The 16,628-nt window shown below is 71.3% G+C and carries 14 protein-coding genes; 9 read left to right on the forward strand and 5 right to left on the reverse strand.

The window, feature by feature from the left end; all coding sequences use genetic code 11:
• Nucleotides 1-25 precede the first annotated feature (25 nt).
• The 3 genes from PGH47_RS19365 to PGH47_RS19375 all read left to right on the forward strand — a co-directional run bounded on the left by PGH47_RS19365 (nucleotide 26) and on the right by PGH47_RS19375 (nucleotide 3,367).
• The gene (locus tag PGH47_RS19365; protein WP_271664483.1) at nucleotides 26-2,761 is read left to right on the forward strand and encodes a helicase C-terminal domain-containing protein; all 2,736 of its coding nucleotides are present in this window, start codon (nucleotides 26-28) and stop codon (nucleotides 2,759-2,761) included.
• A 186-nt stretch (nucleotides 2,762-2,947) separates the two neighbouring features.
• Nucleotides 2,948-3,076, forward strand: a complete 129-nt coding sequence (locus tag PGH47_RS19370; RefSeq protein ID WP_093746457.1) for a hypothetical protein — start codon at nucleotides 2,948-2,950, stop codon at nucleotides 3,074-3,076.
• Nucleotides 3,077-3,151: 75 nt separating this feature from the next.
• Nucleotides 3,152-3,367, forward strand: a complete 216-nt coding sequence (locus tag PGH47_RS19375) for a hypothetical protein (protein ID WP_271664484.1) — start codon at nucleotides 3,152-3,154, stop codon at nucleotides 3,365-3,367.
• On the opposite strand, the gene istB is transcribed toward PGH47_RS19375, so the two are convergent.
• Nucleotides 3,345-4,565, reverse strand: a complete 1,221-nt coding sequence (gene istB, locus PGH47_RS19380; RefSeq protein ID WP_271664485.1) for an IS21-like element helper ATPase IstB — start codon at nucleotides 4,563-4,565, stop codon at nucleotides 3,345-3,347. The genes PGH47_RS19375 and istB overlap by 23 nt on opposite strands.
• Before the next feature lie 150 nt (nucleotides 4,566-4,715).
• Between istB and PGH47_RS19385 the strand changes: the two genes are divergently transcribed.
• Complete coding sequence (locus tag PGH47_RS19385) at nucleotides 4,716-6,359, forward strand: DNA repair helicase XPB (protein ID WP_271664486.1); 1,644 nt, start codon at nucleotides 4,716-4,718, stop codon at nucleotides 6,357-6,359.
• Between the two features lie 26 nt (nucleotides 6,360-6,385).
• On the opposite strand, the gene PGH47_RS19390 is transcribed toward PGH47_RS19385, so the two are convergent.
• On the reverse strand, nucleotides 6,386-6,565 hold the full coding sequence (locus tag PGH47_RS19390; protein WP_271664487.1) for a hypothetical protein: 180 nt from the start codon (nucleotides 6,563-6,565) through the stop codon (nucleotides 6,386-6,388).
• A 292-nt stretch (nucleotides 6,566-6,857) separates the two neighbouring features.
• Here PGH47_RS19390 and PGH47_RS19395 point away from each other — a divergent pair, with 292 nt between their 5' ends.
• Nucleotides 6,858-8,906: a HelD family protein gene (locus tag PGH47_RS19395; RefSeq protein WP_271664488.1), complete on the forward strand. Its 2,049-nt coding sequence runs from the start codon at nucleotides 6,858-6,860 to the stop codon at nucleotides 8,904-8,906.
• A 72-nt stretch (nucleotides 8,907-8,978) separates the two neighbouring features.
• On the opposite strand, the gene PGH47_RS19400 is transcribed toward PGH47_RS19395, so the two are convergent.
• Nucleotides 8,979-9,311, reverse strand: coding sequence for an ANTAR domain-containing protein (locus PGH47_RS19400; protein ID WP_271664489.1), 333 nt, complete (start codon nucleotides 9,309-9,311; stop codon nucleotides 8,979-8,981).
• 243 nt (nucleotides 9,312-9,554) lie between these two features.
• Here PGH47_RS19400 and PGH47_RS19405 point away from each other — a divergent pair, with 243 nt between their 5' ends.
• Nucleotides 9,555-10,508 (forward strand): helix-turn-helix transcriptional regulator, encoded by a 954-nt coding sequence (locus tag PGH47_RS19405; RefSeq protein WP_271664490.1) that lies wholly within the window; start codon nucleotides 9,555-9,557, stop codon nucleotides 10,506-10,508.
• Nucleotides 10,509-10,573: 65 nt separating this feature from the next.
• On the opposite strand, the gene PGH47_RS19410 is transcribed toward PGH47_RS19405, so the two are convergent.
• Nucleotides 10,574-11,269 (reverse strand): copper homeostasis protein CutC, encoded by a 696-nt coding sequence (locus PGH47_RS19410; RefSeq protein ID WP_271664491.1) that lies wholly within the window; start codon nucleotides 11,267-11,269, stop codon nucleotides 10,574-10,576.
• A gap of 193 nt (nucleotides 11,270-11,462) precedes the next feature.
• Between PGH47_RS19410 and PGH47_RS19415 the strand changes: the two genes are divergently transcribed.
• The 3 genes from PGH47_RS19415 (at nucleotide 11,463) to PGH47_RS19425 (ending at nucleotide 13,834) form a co-directional block, all read left to right on the forward strand.
• Entirely contained in the window at nucleotides 11,463-12,113 is a 651-nt protein-coding gene (locus PGH47_RS19415) for an HD domain-containing protein (RefSeq protein WP_271664492.1), read from the forward strand.
• 27 nt (nucleotides 12,114-12,140) lie between these two features.
• Entirely contained in the window at nucleotides 12,141-13,262 is a 1,122-nt protein-coding gene (locus PGH47_RS19420) for a GNAT family N-acetyltransferase (protein WP_271664493.1), read from the forward strand.
• Between the two features lie 98 nt (nucleotides 13,263-13,360).
• A complete protein-coding gene (locus tag PGH47_RS19425; RefSeq protein WP_269642184.1) occupies nucleotides 13,361-13,834 on the forward strand; it encodes a carboxymuconolactone decarboxylase family protein in 474 nt (157 codons plus the stop codon).
• Nucleotides 13,835-14,379: 545 nt separating this feature from the next.
• Here PGH47_RS19425 and PGH47_RS19430 read toward each other — a convergent pair.
• On the reverse strand, nucleotides 14,380-16,599 hold the full coding sequence (locus PGH47_RS19430; RefSeq protein WP_271664494.1) for a tetratricopeptide repeat protein: 2,220 nt from the start codon (nucleotides 16,597-16,599) through the stop codon (nucleotides 14,380-14,382).
• Between the last annotated feature and the right edge of the window lie 29 nt (nucleotides 16,600-16,628).

The raw sequence follows: 16,628 nt of genomic DNA on the forward strand, positions 1-16,628 counted from the left end.
GAGGCGACCCGCTAACGTGGGCAGGATGAGCGACCCGGCCACACCGCCCCGTTCCCTCGCGGAGGATCTTCGCGTGCGGGACGACGCCTCGCTGACCGTGCTTCTGCGCAGCCGGCCCGACCTCATCACCCCCGTCCCGACCGACCTGACCCAGCTGGCGACCCGCGCCGGTACCCGGGCCTCGGTGGTGCGCGCCCTGGAGCGGCTGGACCGTTTCGCGTTGCAGACGGCGGAGGCGCTGGCCGTGGCGGCGGACCCGGCGACGTACGACGAGCTGCTCGCCCTGATGGCAGGCGACGAGGGCGACCCGGCGGTCACCGGCGCGCTGCCGCACGCCCTGGGCACCCTGCGCGAGCAGGCTCTGGTGTGGGGCGCCGACGACCGGCTGCGCCTGGTGCGCACGGCGCGCGAGCTGCTCACGCCCTCCCCGCAGCACCCCTCCCCCACGGGCCTCGGGCCGACCGTGCAGGAGGCGACGGCCGGCATGTCGCCGGGCCGTATCCAGGAGATCGTCACCACGGCCGGGCTGCCGTCGACCCACGACGCGGTGTCCGCCGTGTCGGCGCTCACCGCGCTGTTCAGCGACCGCACGCGCATGACGGCGCTGCTCGCCGACGCCCCGGAGGAGTCCCGCGAGGTCCTCGCCCGCCTGGTCTGGGGGCCGCCCTACGGCCAGGTCACCGCCGACCCCGCAGCCCACCTGCGCCGGCTCCTCGACCGCGGGCTCCTCCTGCCGACGGCGCCCGGCACGGTCGTACTCCCGCGCGAGGTGGCCCTGCATCTGCGCTCCGGCCGCGCGCACCGCGCCACCGAGCCGCTGCCGCCGCCCGTCGAGCCGGCCTCGACGCACCGTCCACAGGTTGTGGACACGACGGCGGCCGGGCAGGCGTACACCGCGCTGGCCACCGTCGAGGAGCTGCTGAAGGACTGGCACGAGGGCGGGCCCACGGTGCTGCGCGCCGGCGGTCTGAGCGTGCGCGACCTCAAGCGCACCGCCGTCGCCCTCGACGTGCCCGAGCCGGTGGCCGCCTTCTGGACCGAACTCGCCTACGCGGCGGGCCTGCTGGCCTCCGACGGCGAGGCCGACGAACGGTTCGCGGCGACGCCCGCCTACGACGAGTGGCTGGAGCAGCCCGCCGCCGAGCGCTGGGCCCGGCTGGCGGAGTCGTGGCTCGCGGCGACACGGACGGCGGGCGTGGTCGGCGGGCGGGACGCCAAGGACCGTACGTTGTCGGCGCTGGGCCCCGGCCTGGACCGCTCCGCCGCGCCCGAGGTGCGGCACCGGGTGCTGACGCTGCTCGCCGGACTGCCGCAGGGCGCGTCCCCGTCGCCCGAGTCGGTGCTGGCCCGGCTGCGGTGGGAGCGCCCGCTGCGCGGCCCTCAGCGCGACGACGACCTGCGCGCCCGCCTCGCCCGGTGGACGCTGAACGAGGCGGAACTGCTGGGCGTGACGGGCCGCGGGGCCCTGTCGGCGCACGGGCGGGCGCTGCTGGGGGCGCCCGAGGCGGGACCCGGCGGGAAGCCGGCGGGCGGCCGGGACCGGAGCTCCGGTCCATCGGCCACCGGCCCGACGGCGACCACCGGTCCGACCACATTGACCGGGGCGACCGCGAGTGCGCCGGGTGCTGTAGCGACCCACGGCGCCGCCCCCGCGGCCGCCATCCCTTCGGCCTCCACCGCCGGCCCAGCGGACCGGACCCCGCCCCCGACCGGCGCCACCTCCACCGGCCCCGGCGACAAGCTCCCCGTCCATCACGAGCACCCCCGCCCGGCCGGCCCGCCCGAGCCGCTCTCTCCCGTCGAGCAGGCCGTCGCCTCCGCTGCCGCCGCGCGGCTGCTCGCCCCGCTGCTGCCCGAGCCGCTGGACCACGTCCTGCTCCAGGCCGACCTGACGGCCGTGGCGCCGGGGCCGTTGCGGCGGCCGCTCGCCGACACGCTGGGTGTGCTCGCGGACGTCGAGTCCAAGGGCGGCGCGACGGTGTACCGGTTCACGCCGGGCTCGGTGCGCCGCGCCCTTGACGCCGGGCGCAGCGCCTCCGACCTGCACGCCTTCCTCGCCGAGCACTCCCGCACCCCGGTGCCGCAGCCGCTGGCGTATCTGATCGACGACGTGGCCCGCAGGCACGGCCATCTGCGGGTGGGCGCGGCGTCGGCGTACGTCCGCTGCGACGACGACGCGGTACTGAACGAGATCCTCGCCGACAAGCGGGCCGCCGGTCTGCGGCTGCGCCGTCTGGCGCCGACCGTGCTGGCCGCCCAGGCGGACCCGGCGGGCCTGCTGGAGGGCCTGCGCGCGATGGGCTTCGCGCCGGCCGCCGAGTCGGCGGAGGGCGACGTCCTGATCACCCGCGCCGACGCCCACCGCACCCCGCCGCGCTCGGCCCCCGAGCCGGTCCCGGACGGCCCGCCGACGCCGGACGCCACGCTGCTGGCCGCCGCGGTCCGCGCCATCCGGGCGGGCGACCTCGCCTCCACGACACCGCGCAAGCCGAGCGGGGCGGCCACCGCGATGACCGGCGGCGAGCTGCCCCGCACCACCCCCGCCGAGACCCTCGCCACCATGCAGGCCGCCGTCCTGACCGGCGAGTCGCTGTGGATCGGCTACGTCAACGCCGAGGGCTCCGCGAGCCAGCGGGTGATCGCTCCGGTACGGGTCGAGGGCGGCTTCGTGACGGCGTACGACCACACCGCGGACGAGGTGCGGACGTACCCGCTGCACCGGATCACGGGCGTCGCCGAACTCGCGGACGACCAGATCTGAGGGCGTCCGGGCCGGCCCGCCCGGCTCACTCGTCCGGGTGTACGCGGCGACTCATGCACGCCACGCCGGGCTTTTCCAACTCTTGAGGGACCTTTCGGATCTTTCCGCATTGCGACGCATGGCGCAGGGCAGCCACCCGGTGTCCTGATCACGCTCAAGTGAGCGCAACAGAGAGGTAGTTGTCCCATGCGCACAGCGCGTCGTCTCGCCACCGTCCTGGCCGCCGCGGCCCTGATGATCGGTGCCTTCACCACGCAGGCCGCCGCGGTCAGCGTCGACATCGCCGGGCTGGTGGTCGAGACCCCGCAGGTCTGACGCACTCCAAGGGGGCCGGTCCCGGCGAACCAGGGCCGGCCCGCCCTCCCCTCACCGAAAGGCTCTGAGGTCCCCATGCGTTCCGAGCGCACCGCCCGCAGCCGTACCGCCCTGTCCTTCGCCGTTCTCTCGGCGGCCGCGGCCCTGGTCGCGGCCCTCGCGCCCGCGGCCGCCGCGGCACCCTCGCTGCCGCTGCCGCTCCCGGCGGCCGGTTCGGAGTCCCTGGTCACCGAGGGACTCACCATCGAAGGACCGCTGATCAACAACGTCAGTCTGCCCACGCTGAAGTAGCGCGGCGCATCCGGTAGCTCTCGCCCTCGATCCGTACGAGCTCGGCGTGGTGGGCCAGCCGGTCCGCCATCGCCAGGGCCGAGGGGCCGCCGAAGACCTCGTCCCAGCGGGCGAGCGGACGGTCGCTGGTCACGATCAGCGAGGCCCGCTCGTAGCGGTGCGCGACCAGTTGGAAGAAGAGCGCGGCGGTCTCCGGGTCGAAGGGCGTGTAGCCGACCTCGTCGACGATCAGCAGGGCGTGCGCGTCCAGCGCGGCCAGCTCCCCCGCGAGCCGTCCGGCATCGCGTGCCGCACCCAGCCGGGCGGCCCACCGGTCCGCGCTCGCGAACAGCACCGAGTGCCCGGCCTGGCAGGCCCGCACCCCGAGCCCGACGGCGAGGTGCGTCTTGCCGGTGCCGGGCGGTCCCACGAAGACCACGTTGCGTCCGGCAGTGACGAAGTCCAGCTTGCCGAGCCGGGCGACGGTCTCCCGGTCGAAGGCGCGCGGATGCTCGGAGTCGAAGTCCTCCAGCAGCTTGCGGGCGGGGAACCCGGCGGCCCGCAGCCGCTCCTCCGCGCTCGGCACGTCCTCGCGCGGGCCGGACTGCGCCGGCACGAAGACCTTCGCGGCGGGTGCCTCGGGGACGGGCTCGTGGTGGTGGGTCTGCTGATGGGCCCGCTCGGCCTGCGCGGCCATCGGCCCCGACATGTACGCCAGGATCGCCGCCGAGGCGATGAACGCCATGTGGATGACCGTGCCCCACATCAGCGAGTGGTGCGAGGTGCGGTGGACGTCCACGAACATCTGGAGCAGATGGACGGAGGAGATGCCCACGATGGCGGTGGCGAGCTTGACCTTCAGCACGTTGGAGTTGACGTGCGAGAGCCATTCGGGCTGGTCACGGTGGCCCTGGAGGCCGATGCGGGACACGAAGGTCTCGTAGCCGCCGACGATCACCATGATCAGCAGGTTCGCGATCATGACGACGTCGACGAGTTTGAGCACGGCGAGCATGACGTACGTCTCAGTGGCCTGCCCGGTCACACAGCGGAGAATTAAGGCCCAGAGTTCATTGAAGAATTTGTAGACGTACACCCCCTGCGCGGCGACGAGGCCGAAGTAGAGCGGCGCCTGCAACCAGCGGGTGGCGAACAGGGCGAATCCGAGGGTGGTGGTCGGCGGGGACGGTTCACGATCGATGGCCTGCACGTTCGGCATTCTTCGCAGCCGCCGCCGTATAGGTGAAACCACACCACTCACAGGAATGAAAAGACATCCTGTAGGACTCCGCAGGACTCCTGCGGGGCTTGGGGAACGATCAGGCACACTGGACGTTTGGTCGAGTGGTGAGCGGAAGGACGGACCCACGTGAACGGACCATTGATCGTCCAGTCGGACAAGACCCTGCTCCTGGAGGTCGACCACGAGCAGGCCGACGCGTGCCGTCGGGCGATCGCGGCGTTCGCGGAGCTGGAGCGGGCTCCCGAGCACATCCACACCTACCGGGTCACCCCGCTCGGGCTGTGGAACGCGCGCGCGGCCGGGCACGACGCCGAGCAGGTCGTGGACGCGCTGGTGACGTACAGCCGCTACCCCGTGCCGCACGCGCTGCTGGTCGACATCGCCGACACGATGGACCGCTACGGCCGCCTCACGCTCTCCAAGCACCCCACGCACGGCCTCGTCCTGACCTCCACCGACCGGCCGGTGCTGGAGGAGGTGCTGCGCTCGAAGCGGATCGCGCCGCTCGTCGGGGCGCGCATCGACCCGGACACCGTGGCCGTGCACCCCTCCGAGCGCGGGCAGATCAAGCAGACGCTGCTGAAGCTGGGCTGGCCGGCCGAGGACCTCGCCGGTTACGTCGACGGCGAGGCGCACCCGATCGAGCTGAACGAGGACGGCTGGGCGCTGCGGCCCTACCAGAAGCAGGCCGTGGAGAACTTCTGGCACGGCGGCAGCGGCGTGGTCGTCCTGCCCTGCGGCGCGGGCAAGACCCTCGTCGGCGCCGGGTCCATGGCGCAGGCGAAGTCGACCACGCTCATCCTCGTCACGAACACCGTCTCGGCGCGGCAGTGGAAGCACGAGCTGGTGAAGCGGACGTCGCTCACCGAGGAGGAGATCGGCGAGTACAGCGGGACGCGCAAGGAGATCCGGCCCGTCACCATCGCCACGTACCAGGTGCTGACGACGAAGCGGAAGGGTGTCTATCCGCACCTGGAGCTCTTCGACTCCCGCGACTGGGGCCTCATCCTCTACGACGAGGTGCATCTGCTCCCGGCGCCCGTCTTCAAGTTCACCGCAGATCTCCAGGCCCGGCGCCGGCTCGGTCTGACCGCGACCCTGGTCCGGGAGGACGGGCGGGAGTCGGACGTGTTCTCGCTGATCGGCCCGAAGCGGTTCGACGCGCCGTGGAAGGAGATCGAGGCGCAGGGGTACATCGCGCCCGCCGACTGCGTCGAGGTGCGCGTCAATCTCACCGACGCCGAGCGGCTGGCGTACGCCACCGCCGAGCAGGAGGAGAAGTACCGCTTCTGCGCGACGACCGACACCAAGCGGAAGGTCACCGAGGCCCTCGTCCGCCGGTTCGCGGGGCAGCAGATCCTGGTCATCGGCCAGTACATCGACCAGCTCGACGAGCTGGGGGAGCATCTGAACGCCCCCGTGATCAAGGGCGAGACCTCCAACGCCCAGCGCGAGAAGCTCTTCGACGCCTTCCGGGAGGGCGAGATCAGCGTCCTGGTGGTGTCCAAGGTCGCGAACTTCTCGATCGACCTGCCGGAGGCCACGGTCGCGATCCAGGTCTCGGGCACCTTCGGCTCGCGCCAGGAGGAGGCACAGCGCCTCGGCCGGGTCCTGCGTCCCAAGGCCGACGGCCACAAGGCGCACTTCTACTCGGTGGTCGCCCGCGACACGATCGACCAGGACTTCGCCGCCCATCGCCAGCGCTTCCTGGCGGAACAGGGCTACGCGTACCGGATCGTGGACGCCGACGAGATTCTCGCGGAGGGATAGCGGGCGGGACGGGCGTTCCCCGACGGTCACTTACGGCGGACGCCCGCTTCCTCTCCGTACTCGCCGAGGACGATCACGTCGAAGGCCGCGCCTGCGAACACCTTGACGGCGCGCAGGGCTTCGCCGAAACGATGGTGGTGGCTCCCCTGGAGCGCGGTCGCTCCGCGGGGGCCCGCGGGGGCTGGGTGAATGGTTGCTGCGCTCATGTCTCCATGATGCGTTCGCGGACATAAAGGCCGCATCGGCCTGCGGACCGAAGCCGTACACCGTCCGCGTACATCTCGGGACGGACCGCGTACCCCCAAGGAGGAGGGCCGCGTCCCCTAGGGGTCGGAGCATGCGTACGGGGTTCGCGGGGGCCGAAAACTCATTGGCGTCCGACGCGCGCACTCACCTAAAATCTCCGCTCTTGCCCGCCTCCGTTCACGGAGTGCTGCCGACCGGACGGAAACCGGCCGGCTCTCTCACCCACCACGCAGGTCCTCCGGAGGCACCCCCTTGTCCACGCCCGTCGACGACCCCCTGGATCCGCTGTCCCGAGAGCGCTCCCACCTCGCCGGCTCCCGCGCCGCCCTGCGCGCCATGCGGGAGGACGTCGAGTCCCTCGACATCAGCGACGTCACCGCGAACTGGGTCAACGCCGAGGTCCTCGCCCGCCAGATCGACGACCGCATCAAGGCACTCGCCGACCTCAGCGACACCCCGCTGTTCTTCGGCCGTCTCGACTACCTGCACGCACCCGGTGCCGAGCAGGCGGAGGGGGCCGAGGGCGAGCGCTTCTACATCGGGCGCCGGCATGTGCACGACGCCGAGGGCGACCCGATGGTCATCGACTGGCGGGCGCCGGTGTCGCAGCCGTTCTACCGGGCCTCCAAGAAGGACCCGTTGGACATCGGGCTGCGCCGCCGCTTCGGCTACACCGGCGGCGATCTCACGGCGTACGAGGACGAGCACCTCTCCGACCCGGCCGAGGCGGCCCGCACCAGCAAGCTGCTCCAGCAGGAGATCGAGCGCCCGCGCGTCGGCCCGATGCGCGACATCGTGGCGACGATCCAGCCCGAGCAGGACGAGATCGTACGGTCCGGGCTCGGCGGGACCGTGTGCGTGCAGGGCGGCCCGGGGACCGGGAAGACGGCGGTCGGCCTGCACCGGGTCGCCTATCTCCTCTACGCCCACCGTGAGCGCCTCGCGCGCACCGGCACCCTCGTCATCGGGCCGAACAAGTCCTTCCTGCACTACATCGAGCAGGTGCTCCCGGCGCTGGGCGAGTTGTCGGTCCGCCAGGCCACGGTCGACGATCTGGTCGCCCATGTCGAGGTGCGCGGCGCGGACGGCTCGACGGCCGCGGTGGTCAAGGGGGACGCGCGGATGGCGGAGGTGCTGCGGCGCGCCGTCTACGCGCACGTGAGCATGCCGACGGCGCCGGTGGTCGTGGTACGGGGATCGCGGCGGTGGCGGGTTCCGGCGTACGAACTCGAAGAGATGGTAAGGGAGTTGCTGGACCGGGACATCCGGTACGGCGCCGCCCGCGAGGCGCTTCCGCAGCGCATCGCGCACGCCGTGCTGGTGCAGATGGAGCGGTCCGGTGAGGCGCCGGACGACCGGGTGCAGGACGCGGTGGCGCGCAACAGCGCGGTGAAGGCGGCCGTGAAGGCGATCTGGCCGCCGGTGGACCCGGCGAAGCTGGTGCTGCGGCTGCTGACGGACGCGGATTTCCTGGCCGAGCACGCCGCCGGGATCCTCTCCGAGGACGAGCGGAAGACGATCCTGTGGGCGAAGCCCGTGCGGTCGGTGAAGTCCGCGAAGTGGTCGGCGGCGGACGCGGTTCTGATCGACGAGGTGAACGACCTCGTGTCCCGGACGGCGTCGCTCGGCCATGTCGTCCTCGACGAGGCGCAGGACCTCTCCCCCATGCAGTACCGGGCGGTGGGGCGTCGCTGCACGACCGGTTCGGCGACGATCCTCGGCGATCTGGCGCAGGGCACGACACCGTGGGCCACGCGCAGTTGGGACGAGGCGCTGGCGCATCTCGGCAAGTCGGAGGGGGTCATCGAGGAGCTGACGGCCGGGTTCCGCGTCCCGACGGACGTGATCGCGTACGCCTCCCGGCTCCTCCCGCACATCGCGCCGGGGCTGGCGCCGGTGGCGTCGATCCGTGAGAACCCCGGGTTCTTCGACGTCCGCGAGGTCTCGGGGACGACCGAAGTGGTCTCCGCCTGCGGGGAGTTGCTGCGCCAGGAGGGGTCGATCGGCCTGATCGCCGCGGACGCCCGGATTCCGGCGCTGGCGGAGGCCCTGACCGAGGCGGGCCTCACGTACCTCGCCCCAGGCGAGGAGACGACCCGGCAGACCCGCCTGACCCTGGTCCCCGCGTCGCTGGCGAAGGGCCTGGAGTACGACTACGTCCTCCTGGACGAGCCCCAGGCCGTGGTGGACGGGGAGCCGGACGAGCGGACGGGGCTGCGACGGTTGTATGTCGCGCTGACGAGGGCGGTGTCGGGGTTGGTCGTGGTGCATGGGGCGGGGTTGCCGGTGCAGTTGGGGTGACGGCCGGCAGAGGGCGGCCGGTGGTGGTCGGGTGCGGGTGGGTGGGGCTGGTCGCGCAGTTCCCCGCGCCCCCTAGGGGGTTGCAGCCCCGTCCCCCGGGATGAGCGTGAACCTGGGGCCCACGGCGGTCACCGCCTCGCGCAGGGAGGAGTCGATCCCGTCCGGCAGCCGGCCGGAGGCCGCCCATCGCAGGACGTCCTCGGCGACCTCGCGCAGCTTGACGTTGGTGTTCTGGGAGACCCGCTGGAGCACGTCCCAACTCTCCTGGCCGTCCAGGCCGTGCACCGCGCGGAGCACGCCGATGGCCTGGTCGACGACGGCGTGCGAGACCAGGGCGTGGCGCAGCTGGTCGACTTCCCGCTGAAGTGCCGCGATCTTGTCGAGCAGGTCCTTGTTGTCCGTCATGTACGTCCGCTCCGCCTTCCCGTGCCCGCCGAGCGGTGGCCCGTGGACGACGGCACCGATCCTTTCCACCCTCCGTCGTCAAATACGGCCGCCACCAGCCGCGCAGCGAACGACATCACGGCCGGCCGTCCGGAAAACGAAAGGACCCGGGGCGGGCGTCCCGGGCCGGAAGGCGGGTACGAGAAGTCGGACCGACGTCGCCTGCGAGGGAAGGACGATCCATGGCGAGTGAATGGGCAGCGCGTGCAGACGCTCACATTCGACAGTGACGACATGGGGCGCACCGAGGAGTTCCTCAGCCGCGCCTACGCCAGGATGCGCATCGGCAACGGCAGCAGCGGGGCCGGCCGGGCCCGCATCGAACGCAATGCCATCGACTCGGTCAGTGTCGACGAGCTCGATCTGGACTTCGACATGAGCTACTCGGTCACGCCCCTGGGCCGGATCTGTCTGTGCCTCGTGCACGAGGGCACCATCGAGGACCATGCGCTCCACGGTGTACGGGACTCCTTCGGGCCCGGTGACGTGGTGTACTTCGCGCCTCCCGAGCTGCCGTACGAGGGACGGGTCTGCGGTGCCCGCTACAACATCACCATGCTGGACCCGGCCCTGCTGAGCCAGGTCGCCGCAGGGGCGACCGGGTCCGGTGCCGTCCGGCTGACCGGCCACCGGCCGCATTCACGGGAGGCGGCGGACCGGCTGCGGCAGACCATCGTCTACATGCGCGATCACGTGCTGGCCGTGCCCGCCGCCGCCGACCAGCCGCTGGTCGCCGCCACGGCCGCCCAGCACCTCGCCGCGAGCGTGCTTGCCACCTTCCCGAACTCCGCGCTTACCGAGCCGACCGGCTCCGACCGTCGGGACGCCCACCCGGCAGCGCTGCGCCGGGCGCTGGCTCACATCGACGACCACGCGGACCAGCCCGTCACCGTCGCCGAGATCGCCGAGGCGGCCCATGTGACCGTCCGCGCGTTGCAGTACGCCTTCCGCCGGCACCTCGACACCACGCCGCTCGCCCATCTGCGCAGGGTCCGGCTCTCCCACGCACATCAGGCCCTGCTCACGGCCGACCCGGGCGAGGGCGTCACGGTCACCGGGATCGCGGCCCGCTGGGGCTTCCACCACCCGGGCCGCTTCGCCGCCCTCTACCGCGAGTGCTACGGCCACGCACCGCACCGCACCCTGTACGGCTCCTGACGCGCCGGGTGCACGGCACCAGGGCGGGGCCGTCGGATCGATCGGCCGGTTTCCACCGCGACCGGCTACGCGACCCCGTCCAGCACCGCTCGCCACTCCGCCACCGCCGTCGCCGACACCGGCCCGGTCCAGCCGTCCGGGCGGGCCGCGCCGCCGATGTGGAAGGCGTCGATGCCGGTGTTCAGGAGGGTCGGGACGTGGTCGAGGCGCAGGCCGCCGCCGACCAGGATCCGCTGCTCGTACCCGGGCTCACCGCCCCTGACCGCCTCGGCGAGGAGGGTGGGCAGACCGTCGTCCACGCCCTCGGCCGAGCCGGCCGTGAGGTAGGTGTCCAGTCCCGGCATCCCGTCCAGCTGCTTGCGCAGGGCGTCCCGGTCGGCGGCGCGGTCGATCGCACGGTGGAAGGTCCACCGGCACCCGTCCAGCACGCCCACGACCCGCTCGACGGCCTCCAGATCGACCCCGCCGTCGGCGTCGAGGAACCCGAGCACGAACTCGTCGGCGCCGGCGTCCCGCATCGCGTGTGCCGTCCGCACCACCCGCTCGACGTCCCCGACCGCGAAACCGTCCGCCAGCCGCAGCATCACGCGCAGGTCGATGTCGACGGCGGCACGGATGCCGGCGAACGTCTCCACCGGCGGCGTCAGCCCGTCGGCCGCCATGTCGGTGACCAGTTCGAGCCGATCCGCACCTCCGGCCTGGGCGGCGACCGCGTCCTCGACGCCGAGGGCGATCACCTCCAGGACTGCACGCTTGCTCATGGGACCCCATTCCTCGGCATTGGACGACGTTTAAGGTCTAGCCCAAACAGGTCTAGTCCAATCCCACCCTACGCCCCGAACAATCACCCAACGGCCCGGCAGCCCCCTGGGGCGCGGGGAACTGCGCGACAAGCCCCCACCCACCGGCACCCGAACACGACCCGCCCCGCCCCCGACCCACCACAATGACCCCATGCCCGACCTCGACACGGACGCCCTCCGCACCCGCTTCATCCGCACTCTCGACTCGGCCCGCTCCCCCCGCACCGCCCCCGCCCCCACCCCCTACGCCGACGCCCTCCTGACCCGCTGGCAGGAACCGCAGCGCCGCTATCACACCCTCGCCCACCTCACCGCGGTCCTCGACCGCGTCGACGAGTTGGCCGGGTATGCCGACGACCCGGACGTCGTACGGCTCGCCGCCTGGTTCCACGACGCCGTCTACCTCCCCGACCGCTCGGAGAACGAGGAACGCTCCGCCCGGCTCGCCGAACGCGCGCTCACCGAGGCCGGCGTCTCCGCGGACCGCACCGCCGAGGTCGCCCGGCTGGTGCGTCTCACCGTCACCCACGACCCCGCGCCGGACGACCGCGACGGCCAGGTCCTGTGCGACGCCGACCTCGCGATCCTCGCCGCCCCGCCCTCCGCGTACGCCGCCTACACGGCCGCCGTCCGCGAGGAGTACCACTTCGTCCCGAACGACGCCTTCCGCGCGGGCCGTGCCGCGATCCTGCGCCAACTCCTCGACCTGCCAAGCCTGTTCCGCACCCCGCACGCGAGGAAGGAGTGGGAGGCGACGGCCCGCTACAACCTCGCCGGCGAGCTGGAAATGCTGTCGCCCTGACCGATGGGGGCCCGTAGCCTGCCGCACATGCGACACATGGGCGGGGAACGCGTGACCGAGGCCGTGGCGAGCTGCGTGGCACTGCTGCGCTCCGCGGCGGACCGCGACTGGGAGGCCGTACCGGCCGGGCGGCTGAAGTGGAGCTGTCACAGGACGGCGTTCCACATCGCCGAGGACCTCGTCGGCTACGCCGGCCAGTTGGCGGCCCGCGCCCAGGACGCGTACGTGCCCTTCGAGATCACCCTCGACGAGGGCACGGACAACGAGGGCCTGATCCAGGTCGTCGAGATGGGCGGCGCCCTGTTCTCCGCCACCGTCCGCACCACGCCCCACGAGGTCCGCGCCTTCCACCCGTACCCGTTCCGCAGCGCGAACCGCGAGGGCTTCGCCGCGATGGGGATCGCCGAGGTGCTGCTGCACACGCACGACATCGCCGAGGGCCTGGGGCTGGCGTACGAACCGCCCGCCGAAATAGCCGAATTCGTCCTCACGACGATCTTCCCGCACGTCCGCCCCGGCCCCGACCACTGGCGCACCCTGCTGTGGGCCACCGGCCGCGGCGACCTCCCGGGCCGTCCGCCCGTCGCCGAGTGGCGCTGGAACAACAACCTCGTCATCCCCACCGACCGCCTCACCCTCCAGGGCGTCACCCCCGCCGCCGCCACCGACCTGCACACCGGCGGCGACGGCGGCTTCGAGTGGGTCGACGGCGGCCCCTTCCAGGGCACCCGGGACGCCGCGGGCATGGTCGTGAAGGCGTACGGGGAGGGAGTGCACCGGCCCGAGTGGGGGCTGTTCGTTCTCGTACGGCGTCAGGACGGCCGCGCGATCGGGGGCATCGGCTTCCACGGCGTCCCGGACGAGGAGGGCCACGCCGAGGTGGGCTACGACCTCACCGAGGCCGCCCGCGGCCGGGGCTACGCGACCGAGGCCCTGCGCGCCCTGTCGGACCACTCGCTCTCCGGCGACGAGGCACACGCGCTGATCGCGGCCATCCACGAGGACAACGCCCCCTCGCAGGGCGTCGCCACCCGCGCGGACTATGTCCGGGCGAGCGTCGAGGAGGAGCGCACGGCGTACGAGGAACACGCCATGGACCGCGAACTCAGGCTCTACGTCCGCCGGAGCGCCCGACACCAGAGGCAGTGACCCAGGTCACATTTTTTCCGGTCACAACGGGCCGGACCCCTCCGTCATAGCTGTGTAACCACCCACAACGGCTACCAGCAACGGCTGAGGAGTTCACCATGAGCGCACGTCTGAACGCCCTTGAGATCCCGACCGTCGGCAAGTTCGTGAAGTACATCGCCTCCGCGGGCAAGGTGATCCACGACTCGTCGCTGCCCGTCGCGACGCAGAACATGGTGACCCTGCGCGCCAGCCAGATCAACGGCTGCGGCTTCTGCACCGACATGCACTTCAAGGACGCCGTGGCCGCCGGCGAGGACACCGTCCGTCTCAATCTCGTCGCCGCCTGGCGGGAGGCCACCGTCTTCACCGAGGCCGAGCGCGCGGCGCTGGAGCTGACGGAGGCGGGCACCCGTATCGCCGACGCGGCCGGCGGCGTACCGGACGACGTCTGGGAGAACGCCGCCAAGCACTACGACGAGGAGCAGCTCGGCGCGCTGGTGTCCCTGATCGCGCTGATCAACGCCTTCAACCGGATGAACGTCATCGTCCAGCAGCCGGCCGGCTCCTACCAGCCCGGCCAGTTCGCCTAGGACCCGTCAGTCGAAGACCTGAGGCCCGGCCTGCCGCAACCCTCTGGTCCTCCTCTTCCCGGAGGAGGACCAGACTGCGCCTGTCAGGGCCGCACTGGACCATGTGTGTCGAGGTACTGGTCGCCTCCGGCCTGGGAGATCCTTCCGCTGCCAGAAGCCTCTGCTTGTTGGTCGACCTGATGAGGTGATTCCGCGCTGCGAGACAAGCCCGGGGGCATGTTCCGGCTGCCGCCGACCTGTTCCACGTGGCCCTGCCCTACGACTTTCGCCTGCTGCGAGATCCGGGTCGGCGATGCACCGGGAGACGGCGCTTCGTACTGGGCCCACCAGCCGAGTGCGGCGGCGACGATCGTGGCACTCACGGCGGCGAATGTCGTCGCGATGCTCCATCGGTCTGCCTCGTCGCTGGGCATCCAGCCGAGACGTACAGCATGCGCCCCCCATAGGCACAGGCAAAACACCGTCACGCTTGCCACTACGGCGATCGTCCAGCGGACCGGCCGAGCTGCCATCTGTGCCTCCTGAAGGAACACCGAATGGATTCCTCATGTCGCTGATGTCGTACGAATCTCGGCTCGGCGTATCTCGTCTGCTATCTGATCGCTGAGGCTCCGTTGCGGATCTTCCTCGACCCCCAGCAGGTCAAGCGCCTCCCGATAGGAGAACCCGGCCCCCGATGTGTCTCCGACAGCTGCTTGCTGAGCGGCCAACTCGCTGAAGGCGATGACACTCTTGTACAGATCGGACATCACGCGGATGGACGCGAACGAGGCATTGCGGTGTTCCTCTGCCTCTTCAGAACGCTCCATGAGGGTGCATACACTGCTCATCAAGCCTTGGGCCAGGGCGAGTTCGTCGTCATAGCCAAGATGTCGACAGAGGTCCATGCTGCGCTGCAGGCAGTCGCCAGCCTGCTCCAGCTGACCAGCCACCGCGTATGCGGCACCGAGCTGGGTCCAGGTGAACGCGGCGCCGTAGGAGTCGCCCGCCTCTGCACGTACGCGGATGCTCTCTTCGTACACGAGAATGGCATCGTTCGTCCGCCCCAGGGCGGCGTGCACCGAGCCCAGATTCTGGTGGGCCCAGGCTTCGCCATGAGCGTCGCCCAACCCGGCAAAGACGTTGACCGCTTCGCTGAGGACGGTGGCAGCGTCCTCGTAGCGGTGCATGTCGTGCAGGACGCCTCCGAGGTGGACGGCGGCCCAGCCCTCCCGGACAGTGTCACGAGTGCGGCGGGCCAGCTCCAGGCTCTCGCTCTGCGCCTGTCGGGCTTCTTCCGTTCGGTGCTGTTCACGCAGAAGCAGTCCCAGGCTGCAGAGCAGCTGAGCCTGCCCGACCTCGTCACCGCTCTGGCGCGCGGCGACGAGTGCCGCCCGGTGCGTCGCCTCCCACTCCGGCCACAGACGGTAGTGATCGAAGTAGTGGAAGAGATGGGCAGCGGTCCGGACCGACAGGTCGGCGAATCCCCCGGCGGCCGCACGGCTAACCGCTCCGACGAGGTTGGGCAGCTCGATGTCGAACCAGTCGATGGCCTGTTGGCGCCGCATCACCCACCGCTCGTCATGAACAACGCCCGTCTGCTGCGGTGGATAGAAGCACCGCTCCTCGGTCCGCACACGCGCGCTGTAGTGCCCCAGAATCCTTTCCAGCGCCTCGTCGCGGGTCTGCACTGTCTCGCGTTGAGCGAGCACTTCAGCTGCGTAGAGACGGAGAAGGTCGTGCATACTCCAGCGGCCGGACGTCGTGCCCGGCTCCAACAGGTGAGCCCGGCGCAGAGCCGACAGTGCCCGTCGTGTCTCCAGCTGAGGCCGGTCGAAGAGGACGGCTGCGGCATCAGTCGCCAGCTCCGGTCCTGGATTCAGCGACAGGAAGGCGAAGCAGGTCGCCTCATCGCCGTTCAAGCGGACAAACGACAGGTCGAAGGCGGCCCGGACAGCTCGCTCGCCGTCGTCCAGAAAGGACAGTCTCGTATGGGTGTCCGCGAGGTCTTCGACCAGTTGTCCTGGGTCGGCGGCCTCGGCCAGCAGCGCCGACACGATTTCGAGGGCCAGGGGAAGGTTCCCGCACAGAGCGGCCAAAGCGGAGATCGATTCCTGATGCGCCGGCATCACCTTGTTCGCGGTGTGCCGGGTCACCGATGCAGCCAACAGCTCGGCCGCCTGCGCCGGTGGAAGAGCTGTCAGCCGCACACTGCGCGCGCCGCGTATGCGCGGGGCGAGCAGGTCGCGTGAGGTCACCACGACACGGTGCGTCGCCGAAACGGGAAGAAGATCCGTAATCTGGCCCGCCTTCGACGCGTTGTCCAAGATCAGGAGGACGGGTTCGTTGCCCGCGGCACGTTGCGCCAGCAAGTGATGGTAGGCCGCTGCCTGTTCACCGGCTCGTGCGGGGATGTCCGCGGGTGACTGACCCAGCGCACGCAACAGCGGGCCGAAGACCTGCGCCGCCTCCAGCGCCAGCTCTGGTTCGTAGCCGTGCAGATTGACCATGACGGCACCACCGGGAAACAGCCCCCGTTCGACCGCGTGGGCTGCCGCGTGCCAGCTCAAAGCCGTCTTCCCTACACCCGCGAGTCCCGACACCACGATGGCGGTGGACTCCGAAGAGGAGCTGAACAGGTTCTCCAACTGCTGCTGTTCACCGCCCCGCCCGATGAAGAGCGGTTGAACCGCGTCCTGAAGAGGGACCACTGGCAGAACCACCGCAGTGGACCGGGACGCGGCATCGAGGCGGACGTACATGTCCCGCCCCGCCTGGAAGACCATTCCGCGACTGTCGGCCGCACCGTCAAGAC

Origin of the sequence: Streptomyces sp. HUAS 31 (genome assembly GCF_028198125.1) — a bacterium.
Taxonomy (GTDB): domain Bacteria; phylum Actinomycetota; class Actinomycetes; order Streptomycetales; family Streptomycetaceae; genus Streptomyces; species Streptomyces chartreusis.

Bases quoted from the DNA above. Each gene is read 5' to 3' on its own strand.
- PGH47_RS19420 (WP_271664493.1), top strand. From the start codon at position 12,141: ATGCGACACATGGGCGGGGAACGCGTGACCGAGGCCGTGGCGAGCTGC.
- PGH47_RS19365 (WP_271664483.1), top strand. From the start codon at position 26: ATGAGCGACCCGGCCACACCGCCCCGTTCCCTCGCGGAGGATCTTCGC.
- PGH47_RS19430 (WP_271664494.1), bottom strand. From the start codon at position 16,599: ATGGTCTTCCAGGCGGGGCGGGACATGTACGTCCGCCTCGATGCCGCG.
- PGH47_RS19375 (WP_271664484.1), top strand. From the start codon at position 3,152: ATGCGTTCCGAGCGCACCGCCCGCAGCCGTACCGCCCTGTCCTTCGCC.
- PGH47_RS19410 (WP_271664491.1), bottom strand. From the start codon at position 11,269: ATGAGCAAGCGTGCAGTCCTGGAGGTGATCGCCCTCGGCGTCGAGGAC.
- PGH47_RS19425 (WP_269642184.1), top strand. From the start codon at position 13,361: ATGAGCGCACGTCTGAACGCCCTTGAGATCCCGACCGTCGGCAAGTTC.
- PGH47_RS19390 (WP_271664487.1), bottom strand. From the start codon at position 6,565: ATGAGCGCAGCAACCATTCACCCAGCCCCCGCGGGCCCCCGCGGAGCG.
- istB (WP_271664485.1), bottom strand. From the start codon at position 4,565: ATGCCGAACGTGCAGGCCATCGATCGTGAACCGTCCCCGCCGACCACC.
- PGH47_RS19370 (WP_093746457.1), top strand. From the start codon at position 2,948: ATGCGCACAGCGCGTCGTCTCGCCACCGTCCTGGCCGCCGCGGCCCTG.
- PGH47_RS19415 (WP_271664492.1), top strand. From the start codon at position 11,463: ATGCCCGACCTCGACACGGACGCCCTCCGCACCCGCTTCATCCGCACT.
- PGH47_RS19400 (WP_271664489.1), bottom strand. From the start codon at position 9,311: ATGACGGACAACAAGGACCTGCTCGACAAGATCGCGGCACTTCAGCGG.